A 22,968-nucleotide genomic window follows, 5' to 3' on the forward strand; every position below is an offset into this window, starting at 1 on the left:
ACAGCAAGATCATGAGCATCAAGCGCAAGGCCGGTGGCTTCCGTAACCCCGATCACTTCACCACCGCGATCTACTTCCATTGCGGGGGATTGGACCTCTACCCACGCTGATCCCGGAAGAGGCAGAAGAAGTAGACGCTGCCGGACTTGTCCGGCAGTCGGTGATCGCCGTCCCCGGACAAAGTCCGGCGGCTACACCCGTATCGTTGCCGATTGTTGGTTGCCGGCACGCTCTACCTCAGGCGTAAGCGCGCGTTTGTGATACAAGCAGCGACGGCGGTGCCCTGGTCGGAAGGGGCCCGCCGTACGCTGTCGTGACCGCGCCCGCCGCCCGCCCCACCGGACCTCACGACGCAGCACGTCAGGTCATGCCCGTGGCACTGGCTTGCCTGCTGCTGGGCGCCAGCCTTCCCGCCTGCGGGCGTTCCGACACGTCTCCGCCCCGCACCACGCACGTCACCATCGCCGTGCCCGGCGCAGGCGTCCCGCTCGGCCCTCTCATCTACAGCCTCACGAGTGCGCGGTTGCTCCGCCCCGACCAGACCGGCAGGCCGCAACCCGACGTCATCGAGTCGTGGACCGTCTCGACCGACGGGCTGACGTGGACGTTCAGGATTCGCCAGGGCCTGCGACTCGTCGACGCACAACGACCTGCGACGACCGCGGACATCGTCTCGCTGATACGCGAGGCGGTGGCGGCCAGCGACGTCCGTGCGGGTATCTGGGACGTGACGAGCGTCGACGAAACTGGCCCCGACACCATCGACGTGCGTCTCTCACGACCCACCAGCCTGCTGCTCGATTCGCTCTCGGTCTGGCCCGCCATCGATGCCGGCCTCTATCGCCTCGACGACCCGGAGGCCGCCGAGCCAACGTTCTCCTCGGTCCCACAGCCTGGCCATCCGGCGCCGGCGATCGGGCGCATCGCCGTCAAGCGCTTCGATACCGCCCGCGCGGCGGTGGCGGCGCTGCTGCGCGAGGACGTCGACGTGCTCTACGAGAGTCCGAGCGACGTCAGACGCGTGCTCGAAGCCGAAGACGGCGTGCACGTCTTCCCGCACGTCAAACCGTACGTCGTGACCCTCGGCATCAACCATCGTCACTCGATCCTCGCGCGGCGCGAGGTCCGCCTGGCGCTGAACAAGGCGGTCGATCGCGTGGCGCTCGTCGATGAGGTCGCCGAAGGTATGGGCGTGCCCGCGGCAGACATCCTGTGGCACCAGCACTGGTCTCAACCGCACGCGGCCGACACCGCGTTCCTGCGCGTGGACCGCGAGGAAGCCGAGCGTCTCCTCGATGAGGCTGGACTGCCTCGCCGGGCGTCGCGCACGCGCGTCGCCCCGCGCTTTCGTATCGCCTGTCTCGTGCTGAACAACCCGATGATGCTGCGCGTGGCGGGCCGGCTGCAGCAGGCGTACGGCGACATCGGCGTGACGCTCGACATCGAAGCGCTCGAACTGCCGGCCCTCGCGCCGCGGCTGGCGCGAGGTGAATTCGAGACGTTCGTGTCGCCGCTGGTGAGTGGATACGGACTCACGCTGCCGTACGAGCACTTCGGCGCGCACACGCGACAGCGTGTGGTGGACAACGGCTACACGGCCGCCGCCGCTGCTGCCGAACGCGTGCGCGCCGCAACGAGCGACGAGGCACTCATCGCGGCGGTGGCCGATCTCCATCGCGTCCTGATCGAGGATCCTCCCGCTGTCTCGCTCTTCTGGCAGGAAGCGAGCCGCGCGGTGGGTCGTCGCGTGGCGGTTCCCGCCGGTCAGGCCGGAGACGTCCTCGTGTCGCTCCCTCTCTGGAACGTCTCGCCGTGATCCCGATCACGCGCCGGATGGCGATGCTCGTGACAACGGCGGCGATCGTGCCGCTGGTCATCTTCGGCGTCGTGGCCGGGTGGACGCTGCGCGCCACCACGAGCCAGTCGGTGATGGAGAACCACGCCGCCATCGCCGCACGCGCGGCGGACGCCATCGACCTCTACCTCAGGTCGACGGAACGTCTCGTCCGCTCCGCCGCCGCCGACCTCGCCGGCGTCGGCCTCACGCGCGGTCAGCAGCAGCGCGTGCTCTTCAACCACGTGACGGCCGCGCGAGAGATCCGATCGCTCACGCTGTACGACGCCAGAGGTGTTCCCGTCGCGACGAGTGACATCGGCGGCGAGTCGGCGCCGCTCACGGAACTGCCGACGGCGGCGATCACGCTGCTGCCCGTCGACCTCGATTCCGACCAACTGCCGCGATCGCGCATGAAGCTGCGCCTCGACGATTCGCTGGCGCCCTATCTGGTCGCCGAGCTCCGACTGGAAGAACTGTGGCGCGTGGTCGACAACGTCAAGGTGGGTACCAGCGGACGCGCGTTCCTCATCGACGACACAGGCCGCATCATCGCCGACGGCCGGCCGCGCGGCAAGACACGCATCGCGCGCGGCGAACGCATCGCTGCGCATCCGCTCGTCCTCGGGGCGGACGGCGATCCGGGCCCCGCGTCGCGGGCCCGCTACCACCGCTTCGACGACGTCGAAGTGGTAGGCGTCTCCACCGAGCCGCTTCCCCGCTTCGGCTGGCGCGTGATCGTCGAACAGCCCGTCGAGGATGCGTTCGCACCGGCACGCCGCCTCGAACGTCAGCTCCTGCTGTTCGTGACGCTCGCCCTGCTGGCCAACATCGCCATCGGCATCGCGTTCGGCCGCTCGCTGCTGCGTCCGATTTCGGATCTCCTCGCCGGCATCCGCGCCATCGGCGACGGCGACCTCGATCGGCGCGTTCACATCACGCGAGACGATGAGTTCCGGTTGCTCGGTGAGGCCTTCAACGCAATGGCCGACAGGCTGGGCGAACTGCAGCAGGCCGCGATTCGGCAGGAGCGGCAGGCGATGTTCGGCCGCATCGCGGCGGGTCTGGTCCACGATCTGTCGCACCCGATCCAGAACATCAACAACAACTGCAAGCTCGTGCTGCAGATGCACGACGATGCGGAGTATCGGGCGACGTTCGCCCGTCTCGTGAAACGCGAGTTCTCGACAATTCAGCGTACGTTCGAGGACCTGCGTAACCTGGCGCGTCCCATCCCGCTCGAGAAGTTCCCCATCGACGCCGGCAAGCTGATGCTCGACGTCGTCGAACGCATGGAGGCGCAGGCGTCAGTCGCCGGCGTGACGATCGAGAGCGGCACGATGCCCGCGACGCCACTGTTCATCGAAGGCGACCTCTTCGCACTCGGCCGCGTGCTGCGCAACCTCGTGCTCAACGCGCTTCAGGCAACGCCGCCCGGCGGTCGTGTCTGGCTGGAAGTGGATGGCGACGAGGGACCTGTGCGCATGCGCGTGTGCGACACGGGCTGCGGCATTCCCGACGAGCGCATCCAGGCGATTTTCGAGGACTTCGTGACCACCAAACGCCGCGGGCTCGGGCTGGGTCTGGCCATCTCGCGCAAGATCGTCGAGCAACTCGGCGGTACGATCCGCGTCACGAGCGTCGTCGGCCAGGGCAGCCGGTTCACGCTGACCTTCCCGCGGCTCACACGGATCACCGCCGCGTGACGATCGAAGCGATGAACACGAAAAGGCCCTGCGCACTGCAGGGCCTTTTCGTGGAACTTCGAGGAACGGGTACTACTTGCGCGGCATGACGGCGTCCTTCATGGCCTTCACGACCGTCGCCTTCACGCGCGTCTTGGCGGGGATCTTGATCGGCTCGCCGGTAGCGGGGTTGCGGCCCATGCGCGCCTTGCTCTTGCGCACCGACAGCTTCACCACGCCGGGGAGCGTGAACTCGCCCGAGCGCTTGAGCTCCTTCTCGGCCAGCGCCGAGAGCTCTTCGAACCAGTCACGCACTTCTGTGCGCTTCACCTCGAACTTGTCAGCGAAGAACGCAAAGAGCGCCGACTTGGTCATCTTCTGGGCCTGGGCCATCCGCTTGTCTCCCTAATCTCAAACGCGCGCGTAGTCTGGAAGCGTGCCTCGAATTCGTGGCGCGCGTGTCACGATCTCAGGCCAAAACGCAGTGCGAGTCATGCTAGCGACATGCCTCACGCAAGTCAATTCGTTGCAATCGACGGCAAACGCCCGGAACGACCGGTGTACACTCGCGCATGGCCAGTGCCGGCATCGAGACCTTTGCCAATCCCCGTCCCGGACGCTCTTACGAGATCGACACGCGGTGCCCTGAATTCACCTCGATGTGCCCCGTCACGGGTCTCCCCGACTTCGGCGAGATCCGCGTCACGTACGTGCCGGACGCCACGTGCATCGAGCTCAAGTCACTCAAGTACTACCTGCTGGCATATCGCAACAAGGGTGTGTTCTACGAGGCGCTGACCAACCAGATCCTCGACGACCTCGTTGCGGCATGCGCCCCGATCCGCATGACCGTCGTCGGCGACTTCACGCCCCGCGGCGGCATCCGCACCTCGGTCACCGCGACGTACGAGAGATCGGCGTAAGTTCACGGCTACGGCTTGCGGGCGCGCAACGGCTCACGACGTGAGACGTCGGCGGGCAATACCGGTTGCCGGTTGCCGGCATCTCGCTTGCACTGTCATCTCGCACGTCTCGTGCGATCGTCGTGATTTCGGCCTGAAATCTCGCGATCGCGCGCTGGCGATTGCAGGATGTGCGATCTCGTGCATCCGGGAGATGGCAGATGCTGCACACGGCGACAGCGTCACGGGAATCGACCGTCGACTCGCGCGTCCCGGCGCGCGTGTGGTGCCGGGCACGCAGGTGGCGCGTCCTCGATCGATCGGACCGTGACGGCCACGTTTCGTGGCGGCTCGCGCAGGATGCCGAGCTGCCACGACTCATCGCGTCGCCGCCCGATGAGGTGACGCCGGATCGCATCGCGCTGCGTCGGGTCTCGCGCCGCACGTGGATGCGCCTCGCGCTCGAGGGCGCACGAGAGCCTCCGTCGTGGTGGCCGGCGCGTGCGGCGCGGCTGCCACTCACGCATCTCCCCTGGCAGTACGTGCCGAGCATCATGGTGCTCTCCGGCCACCATCGACGCGTGCTGCTCGCCGATGACGTCGGCATGGGCAAGACGGTGCAGGCCGCCCTCTTGCTGCACGAGATCCACGCGCGCGAGCCAGGCGCGGTCACGCTCATCGTCTGTCCGGCGAGCCTTGTCGCGCAGTGGACGGCTGCGCTGCAGCTTCGGGCGCGCATCCACGCGTCGGTGCTCGATGCCGCAGCCCTCCGCATCGAAGCCGCCCTCCCGCGCCGCTCCGTCGACGCCTCGCGCGCGGGCGCGTGCTGGCTCGTGTCGATCGACCTGCTGCGGCAGCCAGACGTGATCGACCTGCTGGGCCGCACGCGCTGGACGCTGCTGGTGGTTGACGAGGCACACGCCTGCGCACCCGGCACCGCGCGCCTCACCGCCGTGTCTCGCGTGGCGATGTCGAGCGCGCGCGTCCTTCTGCTCACCGCCACGCCAACCGCCGCTGGCACCTCGGGCGCCATCTGCCTGCGCACGATCGGAGCGAGGCCTGGCGAGACACCCATGGCCGTCGTCCGACGCGATGCCTCACTCATGGGCCGCGCGCCCAGGCGCGCGCACTTCCTGCGCGTGCGACTGGAGACGTCGCATCGCGCGCTGTGCTCGACACTCGACGAGTACGTCGCTCGCGCACGCCGCGAGTCCGACGCGGCTGGCCTGCTGCCCGCGTTGGTGCTGAGACGCCGCGCCTCGTCGTGTCCCGCCGCCCTCGTGCGTTCGCTCGAACGCCGGCTGCTCGTGCTGGGCCAGGATGTGCCGGCCGAGCCGAGGCTCATCGGTCTCTTCGACCAGACGGAGGACGACAGAGACGATGAACTGATGAGACGACGGGCGTGGGAGGACGTGGGTGCGGAGCGGGATGCCCTTGCGTCACTGCTGGGTGCCGCGCGCGCACTCCCGCCTGCCGGTCGCAAGCTCGAGACCGTCGCTCGCCTCGTGAGACGCTGTCGCGAGCCGGTCGTGATCTTCACGTCGTACGTCGACACGTTGCGCGCGCTGCGCACGCGGCTGTCGGCGCACGACCCGATCGTGATTCATGGCGGATTGCCCGACGCGCTGCGGTCCGAGGCGATCGCGGCGTTCGTCGAGGGACGCGCACGCGTGCTCGTCACCACCGATGCGTCGGCGGAAGGCCTCAATCTCCACGAGACGTGCCGGTTCGTCGTCCATGCGGAGATGCCACCGTCGCGGCGCGCGTTCGAGCAGCGCACGGGCCGCGTGGATCGCTACGGGCAGACGCGTCGCGTCCACACCGTCGTGATGACCGGCGACACGGCCGAAGACGTGCAGGCACTGGATCGACTCAGGATCCGCGCCGAGAGCGACAACTCGTGGCTGGAAACGCACACGGCGTTCCGGTGCAGGAGAACGGCCGTTGCCGCCGCCGCACTTGAGCGCGGACTGGCGTCGAGTGCACCGCGTACGCACGTGGCGGTGTGCGCCCTGCGTCGGCGTCGGTGGCAGCGCACCATCACACGACTGGGGCTCGAGGAAGACACGACGACCGTCTGTGCCGGCGTGCTGCAGGTGTCCGGCGAGGCGGAATTATCGACGTCGCGCATACCCGTACTGGTATTCACCGGGCAGCAGACACCACCGCACCTTCACGATGACGGGCCGGACAAGCCCGGCCCCTACGGGCTCTTGTTGGTGCGGGCGAAACGCCTTGCGCGGCGTGTAAGCGAATGGGAACGCGATGCAGACTCATCGGCGCACGCATCGGCGGCGCGCGACGGGGACGGGCTGTTCGCCGACGCGATGGCCGGGCGAGACGTCGAGTCCGTCGCGCCCGTGAGAGACACGCTGTCGGCGAGTGTCGTGTCGTCCGCCGTGCTGGTGCGACGCGACGTGCCCATGGACGTCGACGCGATTTCGTCTGCAGGGACGTCGGCCGCCCGCGCGGCGGCACAACGGCGATGAGCGCGTCGTGGTTGACGGGCGGGTGCGTCTGGTCGCGCGTGATGGAGCGCCATCTCTCGGCCTCGCTCATGCACGCTGCACACGAAGAGGCGGCCACGCGCGCGATGCACCGGTGTGCGCGGACGTGGCGCACGGCTGCGGAACTGCTGGGTCCGGCGAGCGGGGCAACGGCTGTCTGGTGGCACCTCGTCCGGCCCTGCGCAGAGGCACTTGGATGGGCGCCCGGCGACGACGTCCCTGTCATCGTCGGCGGCATCCCGATGCGCGAGGCGTCCGCGTCGCTGGGCGCACTCCGCCAGACGATCCTGAGCATGCCGTGGGGGATGGGGCACGAGGGGCTCCAGCGTGCCGCCACGCGAGTGGGGGCGGAGCGGGGCACGCCGTGGGTCGCCGTCTGCAACGGCCTCACGTGGCGGTGGTACGACGCCACACGTCCGTTCACGCGCGTACACATCGGCGTCGACCTCACGCACGCCGCGATCGACGCGCGCGTATGGCAGGCGCTCTGGCTCATGGCCCAGCCGGGCGCAGCGGATCGCACGACCCGTTCGGGCGGCGGTTCGCTCATCGAGCGCCTGATCGCATCGAGCACACACGAACGCACCGGCAGCACGAAGGCACTTCGCGACGGCGTGCTCGACACGCTTGCGCAGCTCGACCGCCACGCGGCTGGCGATCGCGACGCGCACGTGACGCTCGTGTTCCAGTGGCTCTTCCTGCTGTTCGCCGAGTCGCGTGCGCTCGCTCCCTTGTGGCATCCCGCATACAGACGCAGCTATTCGATCGCGACGCTGGCACGCGAGTGTCGCGCCCGGCGCCGCACGCCGACGGGAGTCCACGAGAGTCTCGTCGCCATCGGACGGGCTGGCAGAGACGGTATGCAGCTCGGCGGCGCGAGACTCGGCGCGCTGAACGGTCCGCTCTTCGCGGGCACGCTCGTCGCCAGGCGCGGGTCGCGCATCTCCGACGAGATTCTCGGAGCGATGCTGACGTCGCTCACGTGCGCACCAGGCAGCGGCGACGCGTTCGACTTCGCGCAACTCGGCGTTGACCAGCTCGGTACACTGTACGAACGGCTGCTGTCTCCGGCATCCGTGGCCAACGGCCCGGAGCTCCTGCGCAAGCGGACGGGCGCGTTCTACACGCCGCCGGAGATGGCCGACACCGTCGTGGAACGGACGCTCGATCCGCTGGTGCGATCGGCCAGCGCGGAACAGGTCCTCGGGCTCCGCATCCTCGATCCCGCGATGGGCAGCGGTGCGCTGCTGGCCGCCGCGCATCGCTATCTCGTATCGGCGGTCGAAGCGGCGTGGGTCCGCGAGGGTCGTGGAGGGCCGCTCGACGTCCCGCGCGACGAACGCGAGTCGCTGCCCCGGCGCGTGGCGGAGCAATGCCTCTACGGCGTCGACATCGACGCTCGCGCGGTGCAGGTGGCGCGTCTCTCGCTCTGGCTGCAGTCGTTGGCGCCAGACCGTCCACTCACGTGGCTTGACGCGCACCTCTGCGTCGGCAACAGTCTCGCGGGCGTCTCTCCGGCGACACTCCTTGCAAGGCCTCCGGCGGCAGCGCGTACGCCACTGCGCAGCAGCCAGTCGCAGCTCACGTTGTTCGATATCGAGCACTGGCACCACGAAGCCGATGAGGTCGGGCCGTTGCTCGCGGCCCTTGCGGCGCGCCCCACGCTCTCGGCCGACGATGCGCACGACAAGACGCGCACGCTGCACGAGTTGCGCGGACGCGAAGGCATGTCCGCGTGGCATGCGCGAGCCGATGCATGGTGCGGCGCCGTCATGCAGGACGAGCCTCCGGCGCAGGGCGTGTGGCGAGCCGTCGATGACGCGTTGCGCGCTGGCGGACGGGCGACCACAAGAGTCGCCCCTGCCGAGGGGTGTGTAGCGGTACATGCAGAACGGTGGCGGGCTCTGGCGCGCTCGCAACAGTGTCTCCACTGGAATCTGGCGTTTCCGGAGATCTTCGAGACGGGTCGTGGCGGCTTCGATGCCGTGATCGCCAACCCGCCATGGGAGATGCTCCGCGGTGATCTCGGCACCACGGCAGATCGCGCGGAGCGGCGCGGCGACATCGCGCCGCTCATGCGCTTCGTGCGCCGCAGCGGCGTGTATCGCGACACGGGTGGTCACGTGAACAGCTATCAGCTGTTCCTCGAGCGGATGCTGCAACTGGTGCGCACCGGCGGCCGCATCGGGTGCCTGCTGCCTGGCGGCATCCTCGCCGACCACGGCGCCGCGGCGCTGCGCCGGCATCTCTTCGATCGCGCCGACATCGATCGCATCACCGTCTTCGACAACCGGGATGCGCTCTTTCCCATCCATCGCTCCATGCGCATCGTCGCGGTGACGGGACAGCGGGGATCCGCGACGACTGCCGTACTCGTCGACGAGGGCGAATCGACGTCCGGACGCCGGCGGACCTCGACGTCAGGCTCGGAACCTCGCCTGCTGTCGCGCGCGATGCTCCGGCGCGCCAGCGGTGAGTCGGAGGCGATCCCGTCAGTGCGATCCGCGGCCGAACTCGCGGTGCTCGAACGCCTGATCCAGGCACCACGTCTCGGCGGCGGGTGGCGCCTGCGGTTCGGCAGGGAATTGAACGCCACCGAGGATCGCCACCTCTTTCGCGACGGATCTGCCGGCGACGTCGACGCGCTCCACGTCGTCGACGGCAAGCACATGAAGCCGTTCACCGTTCGGCCGCCCGACACCCCCTGGATCGCGGCCGCAGACGCGAAACGCGTACTGCCCGATGCGCCGTGGGAACACTGGCGGCTTGCCTATCGCGACGTCTCCTCGGCGACCAACACGCGATCGCTGATCTGCGCGCTGCTGCCGCCGGGGTGCGTGTCGACGCACACGCTGTTCTGCCTGCGCACGCGCGCGCCGCTGTCGGTGCAGGTGTATCTCTGCGGGATGCTCAACAGCCTGGTGGCCGACTGGTTCGTGCGCCGGTTCCTCGCCTCGCACGTCACCACGCGCCTCATCGCGCACGTGCCCGTCCCGCTCGTCATCGCGCGCGACACCAGACGCCGGCGCGTCGTGCGGCTCGCGACTCGTCTTCTCCGTGCGTCAGACGATGCTGACGCGTTCATCGCGCTTCAGGCGGAGGCGGCCGGCTTGTACGGACTCGATCGCACGGCGATGACCACGGTGCTGGGCGACTTCCCGCGACTGCCGGACCAGATACGCGAAGGCGCGCTGCGGCTCATCGCTGCCAGGCCGTCCACACGGTGACGGTAAGCACCACCACGACGCCGAACGCGGCGAGCGCGAAGAACCAGTCGCGCTCGCGGGCGTACTCGACGCACGAGAGCAGCACGCGCGCCATGGGCGTGGCCATCAGGAGGACGAGTCCGGCATCGAGCAGGCGATCGGCAGCCAGCCCCGGCATGGTCATCGAGAGCAGCAAGCCGACAGCGAGCAGCGTGGTGCTCACCACCACTCCGATCCACAGCGTGCGTCCCAGCAGGCGTTCGAACTCCGTCGCGTCCGTCATGCGCGCACCAGCATCATGAGGGCCGCGAAGATGAGCACGCAGCCGAGCATGATCTTGAGGCCTGCCACTTTCGTGCGATCGGCGACCCAGAAGCCGGCGCGCGTGCCGATCATCACGCCGAGTACGGATGCCGCCGCGTATTGCGGCAGGATCTCGCCCGCCGCGTAGTAGATGGGCGCCGATGCTGCGGCGGTGACACCAATCATGAGCGAGCTCGTGGTTGCCGCCACGCGCAGAGGTACGCCGCACCACGACGTGAGGACGGGCACCTTGAGGATGCCGCCACCGATACCGAGCAGGCCCGACACGTTGCCGGCGATGAAGGACATCCCGAGGGCCAGCGGCAGGCGGCGCACGCGGTAGGGTGCCATCCGTCCGCGCTCGGTGGAGTAGAACTGGCCACCGAGCCAGCCCGTGTCGGTGTCGCCCTCTGGCAGCGCGTTGCGCTTGTTCATCTGGCTGAACATGACGCCCGCGATGCCCAGCGCGACGAGGCCGAACATGATGCGCAGCGTCCGCTGCGACAGCCAGAGCGCCGTGAGCCCACCGGCGAGGCCGCCGAGCGTCGTCGCTATCTCGAGAACGATGCCAAGGCGGAGGTTGATGGTGCCGTCACCGGCGCGCTGCGCCGAGACGACGCTCGACGTGGCGATGACGGTCATGAGCCCGATGCCTGCCGCCTGGCGGAATGGCAGGCCGAACCCGAGCGTCAGGAGCGGCACGAGGAACACCCCGCCGCCCAGCCCCAGCATGGCGCCGAACATCCCCCCGAGCGCGCCAAGCCCCATGACCATGCCGATGGTCAACAGCGTCACGTCGTGACTCACGGAAGCAATTCTGAGGACGTTGTCGGCAACAGGCAACCGGCAACGGGCAACCGGTTGGGCACCACAGTCTCCCGGGGGAAGCACGGGGAGCGCGACGACCGATCGGTTGCCGGTTGCCGGTTGCCCGTTGCCGGTCTCCCCCGTTCGTCTGCGGTGGCCGGCTCGTTGTGACAAGGGACATGCGCTCTCTCTACGCTCGCCTGCACGATCGCTACTCACCCGACCGCCGCGACGGCTTCACCAGGCGGCAGATGATGCAGGCCTCGATTGCGGCAGGGGCGGGGCTGCTCCTGAGTGGACGCGGGTTCGCGCAGCCGACGGCCAGCCGCGGACGTGTGGTCGTGATCGGTGCCGGGTTCTCCGGCCTTGCCGCGGCGTTCGAACTCGCCAGTGCCGGCCTCGACGTGACCGTCGTCGAGGCACGAGGCCGTGTCGGGGGACGCGTACTGTCCTTCCGCGATTTCGTCCCCGGCAAGGTCGTGGAGGGCGGCGGCGAGTTGATCGGCTCCAACCACGTGATGTGGCAGTCGTATGCGAAACGCTTCGGGCTCGACATGCTCGACATGACCGAGGACGAGGCGCTCGAAGCGCCGGTCCTCATCGACGGCGTGCGCGTCGCACGCGCGGAAGCCGAGGCCCTCTTCACGGAGATGGACGCCGCCTTCGGCACGATGAACGACGATGCACGGCGCGTGGCTGATGCCGACAGGCCATGGCTGGCCGACGATGCGGTGGCGCTGGATCTGAAGACGGTGGGCGACTGGGTGCGCGGGCTGCAGTGCTCTGACCTCTGCCGGCGTGCCATCGACGCGATGATCACGGCAGACAGCGGCGTGCGCACCGAGTGGCAGAGTTATCTCGGCCATCTCGCGATGGTGAAGGGCGGCGGCGTTGAAGCGTACTGGACCGACTCGGAGGTCTATCGCTGCAAGGGCGGCAATCAGCAGCTCGCCGAGAAGCTGGCCGACGCGATCGGCCGCGATCGCATCCTGCTGCGCACGCCTGTCACGCACGTACAGTTGGCATCGTCTGGCGCGCGCGTGACGCTCGCCGACAGGCGCGTGCTCGACGCCGACCAGGTGATCGTCTCCGTGCCGCCGAACACATGGAACCGCATCGCGTTCGACCCCGTGCTGCCCGCGCACATCCAGCCGCAGATCGGCTCGAACGTGAAGTTCCTGATGCGCGTGAAGGGCGAGTTCTGGACACGCGCGAAGCTGTCGCCCGACCTGCTCACCAACGGCCCGGTGCAGATGACGTGGCACCAGACCGACAACCAGCGCGGCACGGGCGCGTCGATGAACGCGTTCTCCGGAGGTCCTGCTGCGGAGGAAGTGCGCGCGTGGCCGGCGGAGGAACGGACGCGGCGCTACATGGCCGCGCTGTCGCCGGTGTACAGGAATCTGCCGGCGTCACTGGTGCAGACGCGGTTCATGGACTGGCCGGGCGATGCGTGGGCCAAGGGTGCGTATTCGTTCCCCGCGCCCGGACAGATCATGCGCATCGGCGCGACGTTATGGGACGGGATCGGCGGACGGCTGCAGTTTGCCGGAGAGCACTGCGCCTACGCGTTCGTCGGCTACATGGAAGGTGCGCTGCACTCGGGCGCGATGGCCGCGCGTCGAGTGGCGTCGAAACTCGGCGTGACGGAATCAGTCGCGTAGGCGACGGCTTACGCCTGCACGGTGCCGAGCAGTGCTTCGATTTCCTCGAGCGCCGGCACGCCGCCTATGGCGCCGGCACGCGTACAGCTCAGGCCCGCCGCGGCGTTGGCGAACCGGAGCACCTCCTCGGTCGGCCAGCCATGGAGCGTGCCGTAGATGAACCCGGCGCGGAACACGTCGCCGGCGCCGGTCGTGTCAACGGCCTGCACGCTGAACCCAGGCGAATGGACGAGGCGATCGCCATCGAGCGCGATCGCGCCTTCGGCGCCGATCGTCACGCAGAGCAGCCCGTCGTGCATCTGGCGCAGTTGCCGGAGCGCGGTGTCGATGTCGCTGGCACCCGTGAGGCCGACAGGCACGTGCTCGGCGAAGATGGGTACGGTGACGGCCTTCACGAGATCGACGGTTCGTGGTGTCAGGCGATCGATGTCACTGGTGACAACGAGCCCCGCCCGCCGCGCCATCCCGCCCGCCACGATCGCGGCCTCCTGGTCGACATCGTCCACGTGCAGCAGGCGTGCCGAGACGATCGCGTGCTCCGGGATCTCGTGTGGGCGCAGCTGGAGCTTCTCATCGCGATCCCAGAGGACGATGCGCTCGCCCGAGACCTCGTCCACCATGATCACGGCGTACTGATTGCGCGCGTCCTTGATGATCGAGTCGCTGCAGTCGACGCTGTGGTGCGCGAGTTCCTTCCTGATGCGGCGGCCGTTGTCGTCGGTTCCCGTGACGCCCACGTACTTGGCCCGCAGCCCGAACCGCGCGCAGGCCACCAGCGCCGTCGTCATCTGTCCGCCGCAACTGATCGTCTCGCGGCTGATCCGCACCTTGGAGAAGTTGCCCTGCGCCTGAGGTACAGCAGGCAACCGGTAGACGAAATCGACGGCGTTGGCCCCGAGGCCCACCACATCCCAGAGCGCATCTGACGCGGACGTAGGCACGAGGGGAGTATAGCCAACCGGCAACCGGCAACCGGCAACCGGAGACGGTGCGGATGTCAGATGGAGGCCAGGGGTTTCAACCCCTGGCTCTCGTCGAGGAGCGTGCGGACGCGGGTGGCGAGGTCGGTAGGGCTGAAGGGCTTGCGAAGCACGGATGAGGGCCGGAGGGCTCCCACCGTCGATGCGCTGCCGCGGCCGGTGAGCACGATCACCGGCAGGTCCGGCCACCGGCGGGCGATCTCGACGGGCAGGTCGAGGCCGTCAGGCGACGGGGCGACATCCGACACGACGAGCGACGGCAGCGCCTGTTCGACGTGGCGAACCACGCTGTCTGCGTCCTGGGCTTCGAGCACGCGATAGCCGTACTCGCGCAGGGACCGCGCGGCCAGTTCGCGCACGAGAGGTTCGTCGCCTGCGAGCAGCACCACCTCGTCGCCGCGCGCATGGACGTCAGGCGTGCCGTTGGCGACGCGTTGCGCGGCGGCCGGTGGAAGGCCGAGCGGGAGGCGCATCACGAACGTCGTACCGGCGCCGACGGTGCTCTCGCACACGAGAGTTCCACCCGTCTGCGTGACGATGCCGTGGGCGGCCGCGAGGTCGAGCCCACCTTCGGTGCGGGCGGTCGGGAAAAACGGCTCGAACACGCGCCGGCGATCCTCTTCACGCAGGCCGTCGCCGCTGTCCCGTACCGTCACTTCGACACTGCGCCCGGCTTCCCGCGCGTCGGCCTCGACGATCCGCGTGGCGATCCGCAGCGTGCCGCCGGACGGCATCGCGTCGCGTGCGTGGATCACGAGGTTGAGGAGCACCTGCTCGATCTGGCCGACATCGGCCACGACCCATGCCGACTCGTCGCCGGGATCGACATCCAGCGCGATCGACTCGCCGAGGACGCGCCGCAGCATCCGCGCGAGACCGCGGATGAGCGCGTTCATGTCGACCGTGTCCACCTGTAGCGCCTGCCGCTGGCCGAACGCGAGCAGCTGCCGCGTGATCTGACCCGCGCGACGGGCCGCGTTCGCGATCTCGTCGAGGTCGGCGCCGCCACGCTGACGCAGGCGCAGCAGTTCGCAGTAGCCCAGGATCACCGTGAGCAGGTTGTTGAAGTCGTGTGCCACGCCGCCCGCGAGGCGACCGATGCCCTCGAGCGTGCGCGACTCCACGAGAGCGGCGATGCGGCTGTCGTCGACCTGCGCGCGTCGGATGTCAGTGATGTCGACGGCGGCAGACAGCACGCCCGTGATTCGTCCGTGTCCGTCACGTCGCGGCGTGGCCGTCACCTCCAGCGTCCGGACACCCGCCTCCGTGGGGACGTCGACGCACACCTGCTGCGGCGTTCCACTCTCGATCGCGTCATGCTTGACCGCGCCGAGACGCTCCCCCGCCTCGCCCGGGAGCACCTCGATGTCGAGACGACCGATGCAGGCCGACGTGAAGGGCCCACCAGCCGGCCCGTCGATGATGGCCGTATAGCGGAGATAGAGGTCCTGCTCGGCGACCATGATGCGCGCGGCGCCAAGGAGGGTGCTCCACGCATCGGCGGTGGATGCGGAATCGGTGGAAGGCGGCACCGGGCCGGCGGGATCGGACATGGCGTGGCGCGGAACGCCGACGCAGGGGTCAGCGCAGCTCGACAGTACGCACCAGCGTATACCGGCCGGGCGTGCCGCCGCTACGCAGGATCCAGAGGCGGGCTGGCGCGCCGAGGGCGATGCGCGGCCCTTTTCCGTCGGCGCGGGGCTCTGGCAGGAGCACGTCGGACCCGTCTGGAGCGTCCGAGTAGGCGGGGCTCACGAACAGTCCGGTTGCGTCGATCGTCTCCAGCGCGCCGTAGACGCGCAGGTCGCCGACGTCCTGGATGCTGCCCTGCCAGTGCAGCGTCCGCCCGGTGGCCTGCTGGCGCACCACGCGCGTACCGGCCAGACCCACGTCGGCCAGGAACGGAGGAACGCCGGTCCCGGCAAGGACCGTCCCGCCCTTCACGAGGGTATGAAGCAGGCTGCCGCCGTTCTCAGGCAGCGTCTCGTACACGTCCGGATCCGCCTGAGACACCCTGTTGCTCGCCACGGCGTCGAGCGCCGTGACGAGCGCCACGAAGTTGAGCCGCACCAGCATCCGATCGGGGTCGGGGCCGGGCCACGGTCCCGTCTCGATCAGGACGACACCCGTCCCCCACTTCGTGATGTTGTCGCCGAAGGCACGCACCTCGAAGGAGTCGTCGTAGCGGCCGATGCGACCCGCGGCAAACGGCTGCAAGGCCTCGACGATCACGCTGCTCACGCGCTTGGTGAGCTGGCGACGCGCATCCGCGGAGCGCGCCTCGTCATAGGCGACGGCCAGCAACGAGATGACGGCCGGCTGCGGCGGTGTCCCCACCGACGTGCGCCAGTTCTGGTTGTGCAGGTTGAACCCGAGGACGGGCTCCACCTTGTCGCGCAGCGCCTTGAGCAGACGGCCTTCTGGCGTCTGGAGGTGCAACGCGTCGCGATTGATGTCGATGCCCTGCGCGTTGCGCCGCTGGAAGCGCTCGGCGCCGTCGGGGTTGAGCATCGGCACGACGTGGAGCGTGAGCGTGTCGAGGATCCGTGCCGGAACCGGCTCGCTGCGATGCGTCACCAGCCACTGGAGCACGTCGATCAGGGCCGATGTCGCAGTCGGCTCATCGCCGTGCATCTGCGACCAGAGCAGCACGGCGTTCGGGCCGCGCCCGATCGTGAGGTGGTGTATGGCGCGACCTTCGACCGACGTGCCGAGCACTTCGGTGGTGATGAGCCCCTGGCTCTCACGCACGAGGCGCGCGAGCTGAGGTTCGAGCAGCGCGTGCGTCAGCAGCGGCGGGATGGGGAGGTCGACGCGCTCGGCGTCCCATGTGGCACCAAGTGCCTCCGGGCGCGGTGCCGGGATCTCCTGCGACGCCACATGGCAGCCGACGACGAGCACAGACGTGATGAGCAGCGCACTCATCCGCCTGGCCGCGCGGGAAGTGAGGAAGACACGCATCGGTACGGGCCACTCCGGCCGGGTGTTCAGAAGGTGCCCGACAGGTCGGGCTTGCGGTCCACGAAACGGCGTCGTCCGTTACGGGCCCTGGTGATCTCGAAGGCGTCAAACAGCTGCCCCGTCACCGTACGCGCCTCGAACCTGAGCGATTGCGGCGTGACGTGAATCACCTGATAGAGCTGCACGTTGGTGCCCGTGCGCGTGGCCCACGTGGCGGTCCGGATCGACTCTTCCATGCGCGCGCCGCTCGCCGACACCACGTACACGGGGCCGCCGTCCTCGCGATCGGTCTCGGTCCCGAGCAGGTTCTCGCCTCGACCGTACGCGTGATCGTGCCCGGCAAGCACGAGATCCACGCCGTACTTGTCGAACAGGGGCTTCCACGCGGCGCGCAGCGCGGCGTTGTCGCGACCCGTGACGAGGGAGAACACCGGATGATGGAGCGCGACGATGGTCCAGCGGTTCTTGTTGTCCTTGAGCCGCTCTTCGAGCCAGCGCGCCTGATCCGCGTATCGCGCCTCCTCGACCGAATTCAGGACGATGACGCGCACGCCCTGATAGTCGAAGGAGTAGACGGTCTCCGAGAGCCCTTCCGGGCCGTCTTCGGGCAGGGCGAACTGCGAGCGCCACAGCGGCGCGAGCTGATGCGGCTCTTCCCTGTTCATCCGCTCGTACTCGCGGTTCCCGACGACCGGCACCTGCGTGACTGTGCCGTTGGCCCAGCCGCCGGCGTGGAACCACTCCCTCCACTGCTCGTCACTGTCGCCGACGTTGACGAGGTCGCCCGTATGGAGCACGAAGCGCGCACGCGGGGCCTCGAGCAGCGCCGCGCGCATCGTGCGCGACCACAGCGACCGCCCCTCGACTTGCGCATCGCCGAGGTAGACGAACGAGAACGCGCCCGGTTCGGCGTGCGCGGTCCTGAACTGGAACCACTCGCTCCACGTGGCGCCATCGCCCACGCGGTACGCGTAGAGGGTGTTGGGACGCAGCGCCGTGAAACGGGCCTCGTGGTAGTACACGGCCGTGCCGGAGACGAGCGTCACTGGCGTCGTCCGCGCGGGCGATCGACGGGCGAGCGCGCCGAATCCGGGGTTGGCAGTCGCCTCGGCTATCTCGGCGAACGCCTCGTCGATCGCGGCATCGGTCCGCCACGTGACGGCCTGCGATCGGGCAGGGTCGTCGCGCCACGTGAGCACCACGCGCGTCGGCCGGCGACCGGAATCGTCTGGCGCGGATGCAACCGGCGCCTGAGCGAACGCGGCGACCGGGCAGCACCCGAGGGCCAGCAGACACGACAGGACACCATGCCGGAGGCGTGACATGGGCATGCTGATGCGTACGTTCTGAGAGACCGGAACCCTGCTCAGCCAGCAGAACCGGAACGGGCGAATCCTAGCACGGAGGCCTCCACCTCGGCACTCGCGCGCCGCGTTGAGTTCTCCCCTCCCAGTGCGTTCTAATGCTCGACTGTGACCGCACCCGCATTCGTCTCCCGTCCTGCCGTCTGCCGCTGGTGGCAGCAATCGGAATCACCCCTGGCACCGCTGGACTGCGCCATCGACGCGACCCGTGTGATGGTCGAGGACCTCCCGGCATGAGCGCCATGAGCGATCGTCCCGTCAACGTCGCCGTCGTCGGCCTCGGCTTCATGGGCCTCACGCACATCAACGCCTATCGCAAGCTCTCCGGCGTGAACATCGTCGCCGTCTGTGACGCCGTGCGTCAGCCCGTGAACGGCGTGCTCGGCGGCGTGACCGGCAACGTCGCCGGTTCGGACGCCGTCGATCTCGGCCCGGACGTGCGGGCGTACACGCGCATTGAGGATCTGCTCACCGATGGTGAGGTGGACCTCGTTGACCTGTGCGTGCCGACGCCGCTGCACGTGCCGCAGACGCTGGCGGCGCTCGCGGCTGGCAAGCACGTGATCTGCGAAAAACCGCTGGCGCGGACGTCGACCGAAGCACGAGCGATCGTCGACGCGGCTGCGGCGGCGAGCACGTTCTTCATGCCCGCCATGTGCATGCGCTTCTGGCCGGGCTGGGCCTGGCTGAAGGACCTCGTTGCGCAGGAGACCTACGGTCGCGCGCTGACGGCGCGCTTCCGCCGCGTCTCCGCGCCGCCGGGCTGGAGCCGCGACACGTACTTCAAGGGCGGCGATTCAGGCGGCGCGTTGTTCGATCTGCACGTCCACGACACCGACTTCGTCCAGTTCGTGTTCGGTCGGCCGACGAAGGTGTACTCGACGGGCGTGAGCCGCTTCAGTGGCGCGATCGATCACGTCGTCACGCAGTACACCGTGCCCAACGGCGCGACGGTGTACTCGGAAGGCAGTTGGCTGATGGCCAGCGGCTTCGGCATGTCGTATACGGTGATGTTCGAGAACGCGACGATCGACTACGACAGCGCGCGCGGCGTGGATGCGCTGCTCGTCCTCGAAGCCGACAAGGAGCCGCGTGTGGTGTCTCTCGAAGGCCCCGACGGATACGTCCTCGAACTCGACCACATGCTGACGGCGATCAGGACGAGCCAGCCGACGACTGTCGTGACGGCAGCGGATGGCCTGAGTGCCGTCGAGATCTGCGAAGCCGAAGAGCGATCGGTCAAGACCGGCGACGTCGTCTCGTTGTAAGAAGCCGGGCACCGGGCAGCGGGCACCGGGTACCGCACGAGGTGCCGGTTGCCCGTGCCTACGCTCGTCGCCGTTCGAGCGTCTGTTGACGGAGGTCTGGTCAGGGGTGATGACATGAACGACACACGTCGGTTGACGGGACGCGTGATCGCGGCGGCGCGGGCCCTGGTCGGCGTCGGCGAAGCGGATTTCGCCGCCGCCTGCGGCATTTCCGTTGCGGCGCTGCGGCACATCGAGGCCAGCGGCAGCAGCTGGCTCCGGTCGGACGAGGACATCGACGCCATGTGCCGGGGCCTGGACCACTTCGGCGCGCTCGTCATCGACGAATCGGACGGCATGGGCGCCGGCGTCAGACTGAGATTCACCCGCCAGGACGTCAAGCAGATCGCCCGCCTCGAAGGCGAAGGCGGCATCGTCGGCGCCGACGACGCGCCGTAGAAGAGCGCCTCCTGCGAGCGCGGTCGGCTGCTACGATCAGCGTGCCGTGCCCATCGTCAAGATCGACCCGCGCCGCCTCCGTGGTCCTTGGGCGGAGGGGTATGTACTCGAACGCCAGCACACCTTGAGGAGCGAGTTCCTCGGGCACGACTCGTAGGGCCATGCGCAGTTCGACACAAAGCGGAGCGAGCTTGGCGAACTCGTGTTTCGCCTGAAGAACCGGAACGACAAGACGACGCTGCCCGACATCGCCGACACCGCGGCCGATTTCGTCGGGAAGCGAAAACTTCAGCTCGACGCCATCGTCCCCGTGCCACCTTCTCGGCGCCGGGCGTTCCAGCCGGTTGTGGAGATCGCGAAGGCCCTTGCTGGCCGCCTCTCGATCCCGATCCTGAGAGGCGCCGCCACGAAGACCAAGGAGACGCCGCAGCTCAAGGACGTCTTCGGCTACGATGAACGCCAGAAAACTTCTGGATGGCGCGTTCGCCTTCGACCGGAAGGTCGTCGAAGGGCGCCGACTGCTCCTCGTCGATGACCTCTATCGGTCGGGCGCCACGGCCGCCGTGGTCGCTCAGGGGTTGATTGACGCAGGAGCCCCGGCTGTCTACTTTCTGGCCATCACGGAGACTCGGACCAAGGCATGACGAAAGTCTTCATCGCCGGCTCGCGCCAGATCACTCGGCTCCCCGCCGAGGTGAAGACTCGCGTCGACACGATGATTGACAAGGGCTTCCAGATCCTCGTCGGCGATGCCAACGGCGCCGACAAGGCGGTGCAGACCTACCTGGCCGAGAAGGCCTATCCACACGTCCTCGTTCACTGCATGGAGCGCCACTGTCGGAACAACGTCGGCCACTGGCCGATGCACGAAGTGTCTGCTCCGAAGGGGGCGCGCGGCTTCGATTTCTACTCGATGAAGGATCGGGTCATGGCCGACGCTGCCGAGTACGGCCTGATGCTGTGGGATGGCAAGAGCAAGGGCACGATCAACAACGTCGTGAACCTCTCCCGCGAGGGCAAGCCGGTCGTCGTGTACATCGCGCCCAGGAAGCGGTTCTTTACTGCGAAGGCGTTCGACGATGTGAGGGGCATCCTCGCGGAAGGCGAGACGGAGAGCGTCGAGCGCGTCGTGAGTGACCTGCATCTCGAAGATCTGTGCCAGCGTATTGCCGGATAGCCGGCTTGGCGTACTGCACATGAGTGAGGTCGACGATCTCGTCGAGACCGAAAGCCTGGAGGACGACGATGCATTGGAGGGTGGCGACGAAGGCGACCTCAATGCGTCACCTGACGGTTCCGTCGCCCTGGAGAAGGCTGACAGGAGTCTGTCTGAGTTCAATCGCTGGTACAAGCAAGGTCGCCTGATTGTCGACCCAGAGTGGCAGCGGAACTACGTGTGGGATCGCCCACGAGCGTCGAAGCTGATCGAGTCATTCCTTCTCGACATCCCAGTTCCAGTCGTCTACCTGAGCCGAACAAGTGCTGGCAAGTACGAGGTCATCGACGGGCTCCAGCGCCTTACCTCCGTCTTCGACTTCTTCGATGGAAAGTACGCGCTGCAGCGATTGGACGTGCGAACAGAGCTGAATTGAGCTGAATGGCAAACAGTTCCAGGACCTGCCGGAGCTCGATCAGCGCAAGCTCGAGGACGTCACGCTCCGCTCCTTTGAGCTCACGCATGGTTCACGCGACATCCAGTTCATCGTCTTTGAGCGATTGAACACGGGCGGCGTCAAGCTCAATGACATGGAGATCAGGAACTGTCTGGAGCGCGGAACTGGCTTCCTGACCCCAGATCGACCATTTTGGTGACGTCAACAAGATGGTCGGCAATGCGGTGTCCGGAGACTTCGCATGCGGTCTTGGCCTTGACGAGAACCTGGCCGAGGTCGCTGCGCGGCGCGTGGACGCGGTAGGCTGTAGCCCGTGCCTACGCTCACCGATCTCCAGACGCCGTTCATCGCGATCGACGCCCCGGCCATGGCGCGCAACATCGGCCGGATGGCTGAGGCTGCCGCCGCAGGTGGGAAACGCCTCCGTCCGCATGGCAAGACGCACAAGAGCGGGTGGATCGCGCGCCAGCAGATCGCGGCAGGTGCCGTGGGCCTCACGTGCGCCAAGCCCGCCGAGGCGGAAGTCTTCGCCGACGCGGGCGTCGAGGATCTCCGCATCGCGTATCCGGTCTCGCCCACGTACGCGGCGCGCGTGCTCGCGTTGATGGATCGCGTGCGCCTCTCGATCGTCGTCGACGATCTGGGAGTAGCGCAGGCATGGTCCGACGTGATGCAGCGAGCGGGCCGGCGACTGCCGGTCCTCGTGAAGATCGACGTGGGCACGCATCGGTGCGGAGTGGATCCGCGTGATCGCGATGCCGTGGCGTTCGTCACGGCGGTGAGCCGGATGCCTGGCGTCGATCTGCGGGGACTGCTCAGCCACGCGGGCCACTCGTACGCCGCGACGTCGGCCGAGGACATGCGACGTATCGCCGGCGAGGAGGTCGCACTGCTGACCGAGATCCGCAGCGGCGTCGAAGCGCAGGGTGTCGAGGTCGCGGAGATCAGCGTGGGCTCCACGCCGCAGGCACTGGTGAGCGCGACGCTCGACGGCATCACCGAGTTGCGACCCGGCAACTACGTCTTCCACGACCGCACGCAGGTGGGACTCGGCGTGGTCGGGTGGTCGGGGTGCGCGCTGCGCGCGATGGCGTCAGTCGTGTCGTGCCCGTCGGCGGATCGCCTCGTGCTCGACGCGGGCAGCAAGGTCCTGAGTTCGGATGCCGCGCGCGGTTACTCGGGCGCCGCACAGGGGTTCGGCGTGGTGCTCGGCCCCGACGGTACGCCCGACGAGCATCTCCTCATCGAACGGCTGTCGGAAGAGCACGCCGTGGTCCGCGTGTCGGGCACGCCGCGCCTCCGCATCGGCGATCGCGTCACCATCATCCCCAACCACGCCTGCGTCGTCGCCAACCTCTCGAACCGGTACGTCGTCACCGACGGCGATCAGGTGATCGATCAACCAGTGGTCGACGCGAGAGGACGCGTGAACTGAG

The 22,968-nt window shown here is 68.2% G+C and carries 19 protein-coding genes; 12 read left to right on the forward strand and 7 right to left on the reverse strand.

What is annotated here, in order from left to right; all coding sequences use genetic code 11:
• Nucleotides 1-373 precede the first annotated feature (373 nt).
• Nucleotides 374-1,816 (forward strand): ABC transporter substrate-binding protein, encoded by a 1,443-nt coding sequence (locus IT182_00535; protein ID MCC6161819.1) that lies wholly within the window; start codon nucleotides 374-376, stop codon nucleotides 1,814-1,816.
• Complete coding sequence (locus tag IT182_00540) at nucleotides 1,813-3,540, forward strand: sensor histidine kinase (GenBank protein MCC6161820.1); 1,728 nt, start codon at nucleotides 1,813-1,815, stop codon at nucleotides 3,538-3,540. Before IT182_00535 ends, IT182_00540 begins: the two co-directional genes overlap by 4 nt.
• A gap of 72 nt (nucleotides 3,541-3,612) precedes the next feature.
• Here the strand turns inward: IT182_00540 and IT182_00545 are convergent, their stop codons facing one another.
• Nucleotides 3,613-3,912: an HU family DNA-binding protein gene (locus IT182_00545; protein MCC6161821.1), complete on the reverse strand. Its 300-nt coding sequence runs from the start codon at nucleotides 3,910-3,912 to the stop codon at nucleotides 3,613-3,615.
• 179 nt (nucleotides 3,913-4,091) lie between these two features.
• Here IT182_00545 and queF point away from each other — a divergent pair, with 179 nt between their 5' ends.
• The 3 genes from queF to IT182_00560 all read left to right on the forward strand — a co-directional run bounded on the left by queF (nucleotide 4,092) and on the right by IT182_00560 (nucleotide 10,155).
• Nucleotides 4,092-4,442, forward strand: a complete 351-nt coding sequence (queF, locus tag IT182_00550) for an NADPH-dependent 7-cyano-7-deazaguanine reductase QueF (protein MCC6161822.1) — start codon at nucleotides 4,092-4,094, stop codon at nucleotides 4,440-4,442.
• Nucleotides 4,443-4,642: 200 nt separating this feature from the next.
• Complete coding sequence (locus IT182_00555; protein ID MCC6161823.1) at nucleotides 4,643-6,910, forward strand: DEAD/DEAH box helicase; 2,268 nt, start codon at nucleotides 4,643-4,645, stop codon at nucleotides 6,908-6,910.
• Nucleotides 6,907-10,155: an N-6 DNA methylase gene (locus tag IT182_00560; GenBank protein ID MCC6161824.1), complete on the forward strand. Its 3,249-nt coding sequence runs from the start codon at nucleotides 6,907-6,909 to the stop codon at nucleotides 10,153-10,155. Before IT182_00555 ends, IT182_00560 begins: the two co-directional genes overlap by 4 nt.
• Here the strand turns inward: IT182_00560 and IT182_00565 are convergent.
• Nucleotides 10,127-10,417, reverse strand: a complete 291-nt coding sequence (locus IT182_00565; GenBank protein MCC6161825.1) for a DUF1634 domain-containing protein — start codon at nucleotides 10,415-10,417, stop codon at nucleotides 10,127-10,129. The genes IT182_00560 and IT182_00565 overlap by 29 nt on opposite strands.
• Entirely contained in the window at nucleotides 10,414-11,244 is an 831-nt protein-coding gene (locus tag IT182_00570) for a sulfite exporter TauE/SafE family protein (GenBank protein MCC6161826.1), read from the reverse strand. Before IT182_00570 ends, IT182_00565 begins: the two co-directional genes overlap by 4 nt.
• A 179-nt stretch (nucleotides 11,245-11,423) precedes the next feature.
• Between IT182_00570 and IT182_00575 the strand changes: the two genes are divergently transcribed.
• A complete protein-coding gene (locus tag IT182_00575; GenBank protein MCC6161827.1) occupies nucleotides 11,424-12,908 on the forward strand; it encodes an FAD-dependent oxidoreductase in 1,485 nt (494 codons plus the stop codon).
• Nucleotides 12,909-12,916: 8 nt separating this feature from the next.
• Here IT182_00575 and IT182_00580 read toward each other — a convergent pair whose 3' ends face one another.
• Genes IT182_00580 through IT182_00595 form a run of 4 tightly spaced genes read right to left on the reverse strand, consistent with a single transcriptional unit; the run spans nucleotide 12,917 to nucleotide 18,174 of the window.
• Complete coding sequence (locus IT182_00580; protein MCC6161828.1) at nucleotides 12,917-13,849, reverse strand: carbohydrate kinase family protein; 933 nt, start codon at nucleotides 13,847-13,849, stop codon at nucleotides 12,917-12,919.
• Between the two features lie 56 nt (nucleotides 13,850-13,905).
• Nucleotides 13,906-15,441, reverse strand: coding sequence for a response regulator (locus IT182_00585; protein MCC6161829.1), 1,536 nt, complete (start codon nucleotides 15,439-15,441; stop codon nucleotides 13,906-13,908).
• A 28-nt stretch (nucleotides 15,442-15,469) separates the two neighbouring features.
• A complete protein-coding gene (locus IT182_00590; GenBank protein ID MCC6161830.1) occupies nucleotides 15,470-16,849 on the reverse strand; it encodes a peptidase M14 in 1,380 nt (459 codons plus the stop codon).
• Nucleotides 16,850-16,875: 26 nt separating this feature from the next.
• Nucleotides 16,876-18,174 carry a metallophosphoesterase family protein gene (locus tag IT182_00595; protein MCC6161831.1) on the reverse strand — a complete coding sequence of 433 codons (1,299 nt, stop codon included), beginning with the start codon at nucleotides 18,172-18,174 and terminating at the stop codon, nucleotides 16,876-16,878.
• Nucleotides 18,175-18,455: 281 nt separating this feature from the next.
• Here IT182_00595 and IT182_00600 point away from each other — a divergent pair, with 281 nt between their 5' ends.
• The 6 genes from IT182_00600 (at nucleotide 18,456) to IT182_00625 (ending at nucleotide 22,967) form a co-directional block, all read left to right on the forward strand.
• Complete coding sequence (locus tag IT182_00600; GenBank protein ID MCC6161832.1) at nucleotides 18,456-19,481, forward strand: Gfo/Idh/MocA family oxidoreductase; 1,026 nt, start codon at nucleotides 18,456-18,458, stop codon at nucleotides 19,479-19,481.
• A 114-nt stretch (nucleotides 19,482-19,595) separates the two neighbouring features.
• Nucleotides 19,596-19,919, forward strand: a complete 324-nt coding sequence (locus tag IT182_00605; protein ID MCC6161833.1) for a helix-turn-helix domain-containing protein — start codon at nucleotides 19,596-19,598, stop codon at nucleotides 19,917-19,919.
• A 202-nt stretch (nucleotides 19,920-20,121) separates the two neighbouring features.
• Nucleotides 20,122-20,454 (forward strand): hypothetical protein, encoded by a 333-nt coding sequence (locus IT182_00610; GenBank protein ID MCC6161834.1) that lies wholly within the window; start codon nucleotides 20,122-20,124, stop codon nucleotides 20,452-20,454.
• A 105-nt stretch (nucleotides 20,455-20,559) separates the two neighbouring features.
• Nucleotides 20,560-21,096, forward strand: a complete 537-nt coding sequence (locus IT182_00615) for a hypothetical protein (GenBank protein MCC6161835.1) — start codon at nucleotides 20,560-20,562, stop codon at nucleotides 21,094-21,096.
• A 19-nt stretch (nucleotides 21,097-21,115) separates the two neighbouring features.
• The gene (locus IT182_00620; GenBank protein MCC6161836.1) at nucleotides 21,116-21,511 is read left to right on the forward strand and encodes a DUF262 domain-containing protein; all 396 of its coding nucleotides are present in this window, start codon (nucleotides 21,116-21,118) and stop codon (nucleotides 21,509-21,511) included.
• A gap of 334 nt (nucleotides 21,512-21,845) precedes the next feature.
• Nucleotides 21,846-22,967, forward strand: a complete 1,122-nt coding sequence (locus IT182_00625; GenBank protein ID MCC6161837.1) for an alanine racemase — start codon at nucleotides 21,846-21,848, stop codon at nucleotides 22,965-22,967.
• The last annotated feature ends 1 nt before the right edge of the window (nucleotide 22,968 follow it).

This window comes from Acidobacteriota bacterium (assembly GCA_020845575.1).
Classification (GTDB): domain Bacteria; phylum Acidobacteriota; class Vicinamibacteria; order Vicinamibacterales; family Vicinamibacteraceae; genus Luteitalea.

Excerpts from the sequence above, each read along its gene's own strand:
- IT182_00545 (MCC6161821.1), bottom strand. The coding sequence starts at position 3,912 with ATGGCCCAGGCCCAGAAGATGACCAAGTCGGCGCTCTTTGCGTTCTTC.
- queF (MCC6161822.1), top strand. The coding sequence starts at position 4,092 with ATGGCCAGTGCCGGCATCGAGACCTTTGCCAATCCCCGTCCCGGACGC.
- IT182_00555 (MCC6161823.1), top strand. The coding sequence starts at position 4,643 with ATGCTGCACACGGCGACAGCGTCACGGGAATCGACCGTCGACTCGCGC.
- IT182_00560 (MCC6161824.1), top strand. The coding sequence starts at position 6,907 with ATGAGCGCGTCGTGGTTGACGGGCGGGTGCGTCTGGTCGCGCGTGATG.
- IT182_00565 (MCC6161825.1), bottom strand. The coding sequence starts at position 10,417 with ATGACGGACGCGACGGAGTTCGAACGCCTGCTGGGACGCACGCTGTGG.
- IT182_00575 (MCC6161827.1), top strand. The coding sequence starts at position 11,424 with ATGCGCTCTCTCTACGCTCGCCTGCACGATCGCTACTCACCCGACCGC.
- IT182_00585 (MCC6161829.1), bottom strand. The coding sequence starts at position 15,441 with ATGTCCGATCCCGCCGGCCCGGTGCCGCCTTCCACCGATTCCGCATCC.
- IT182_00590 (MCC6161830.1), bottom strand. The coding sequence starts at position 16,849 with ATGCGTGTCTTCCTCACTTCCCGCGCGGCCAGGCGGATGAGTGCGCTG.
- IT182_00595 (MCC6161831.1), bottom strand. The coding sequence starts at position 18,174 with ATGTCACGCCTCCGGCATGGTGTCCTGTCGTGTCTGCTGGCCCTCGGG.
- IT182_00600 (MCC6161832.1), top strand. The coding sequence starts at position 18,456 with ATGAGCGATCGTCCCGTCAACGTCGCCGTCGTCGGCCTCGGCTTCATG.
- IT182_00605 (MCC6161833.1), top strand. The coding sequence starts at position 19,596 with ATGAACGACACACGTCGGTTGACGGGACGCGTGATCGCGGCGGCGCGG.
- IT182_00615 (MCC6161835.1), top strand. The coding sequence starts at position 20,560 with ATGACGAAAGTCTTCATCGCCGGCTCGCGCCAGATCACTCGGCTCCCC.
- IT182_00620 (MCC6161836.1), top strand. The coding sequence starts at position 21,116 with ATGAGTGAGGTCGACGATCTCGTCGAGACCGAAAGCCTGGAGGACGAC.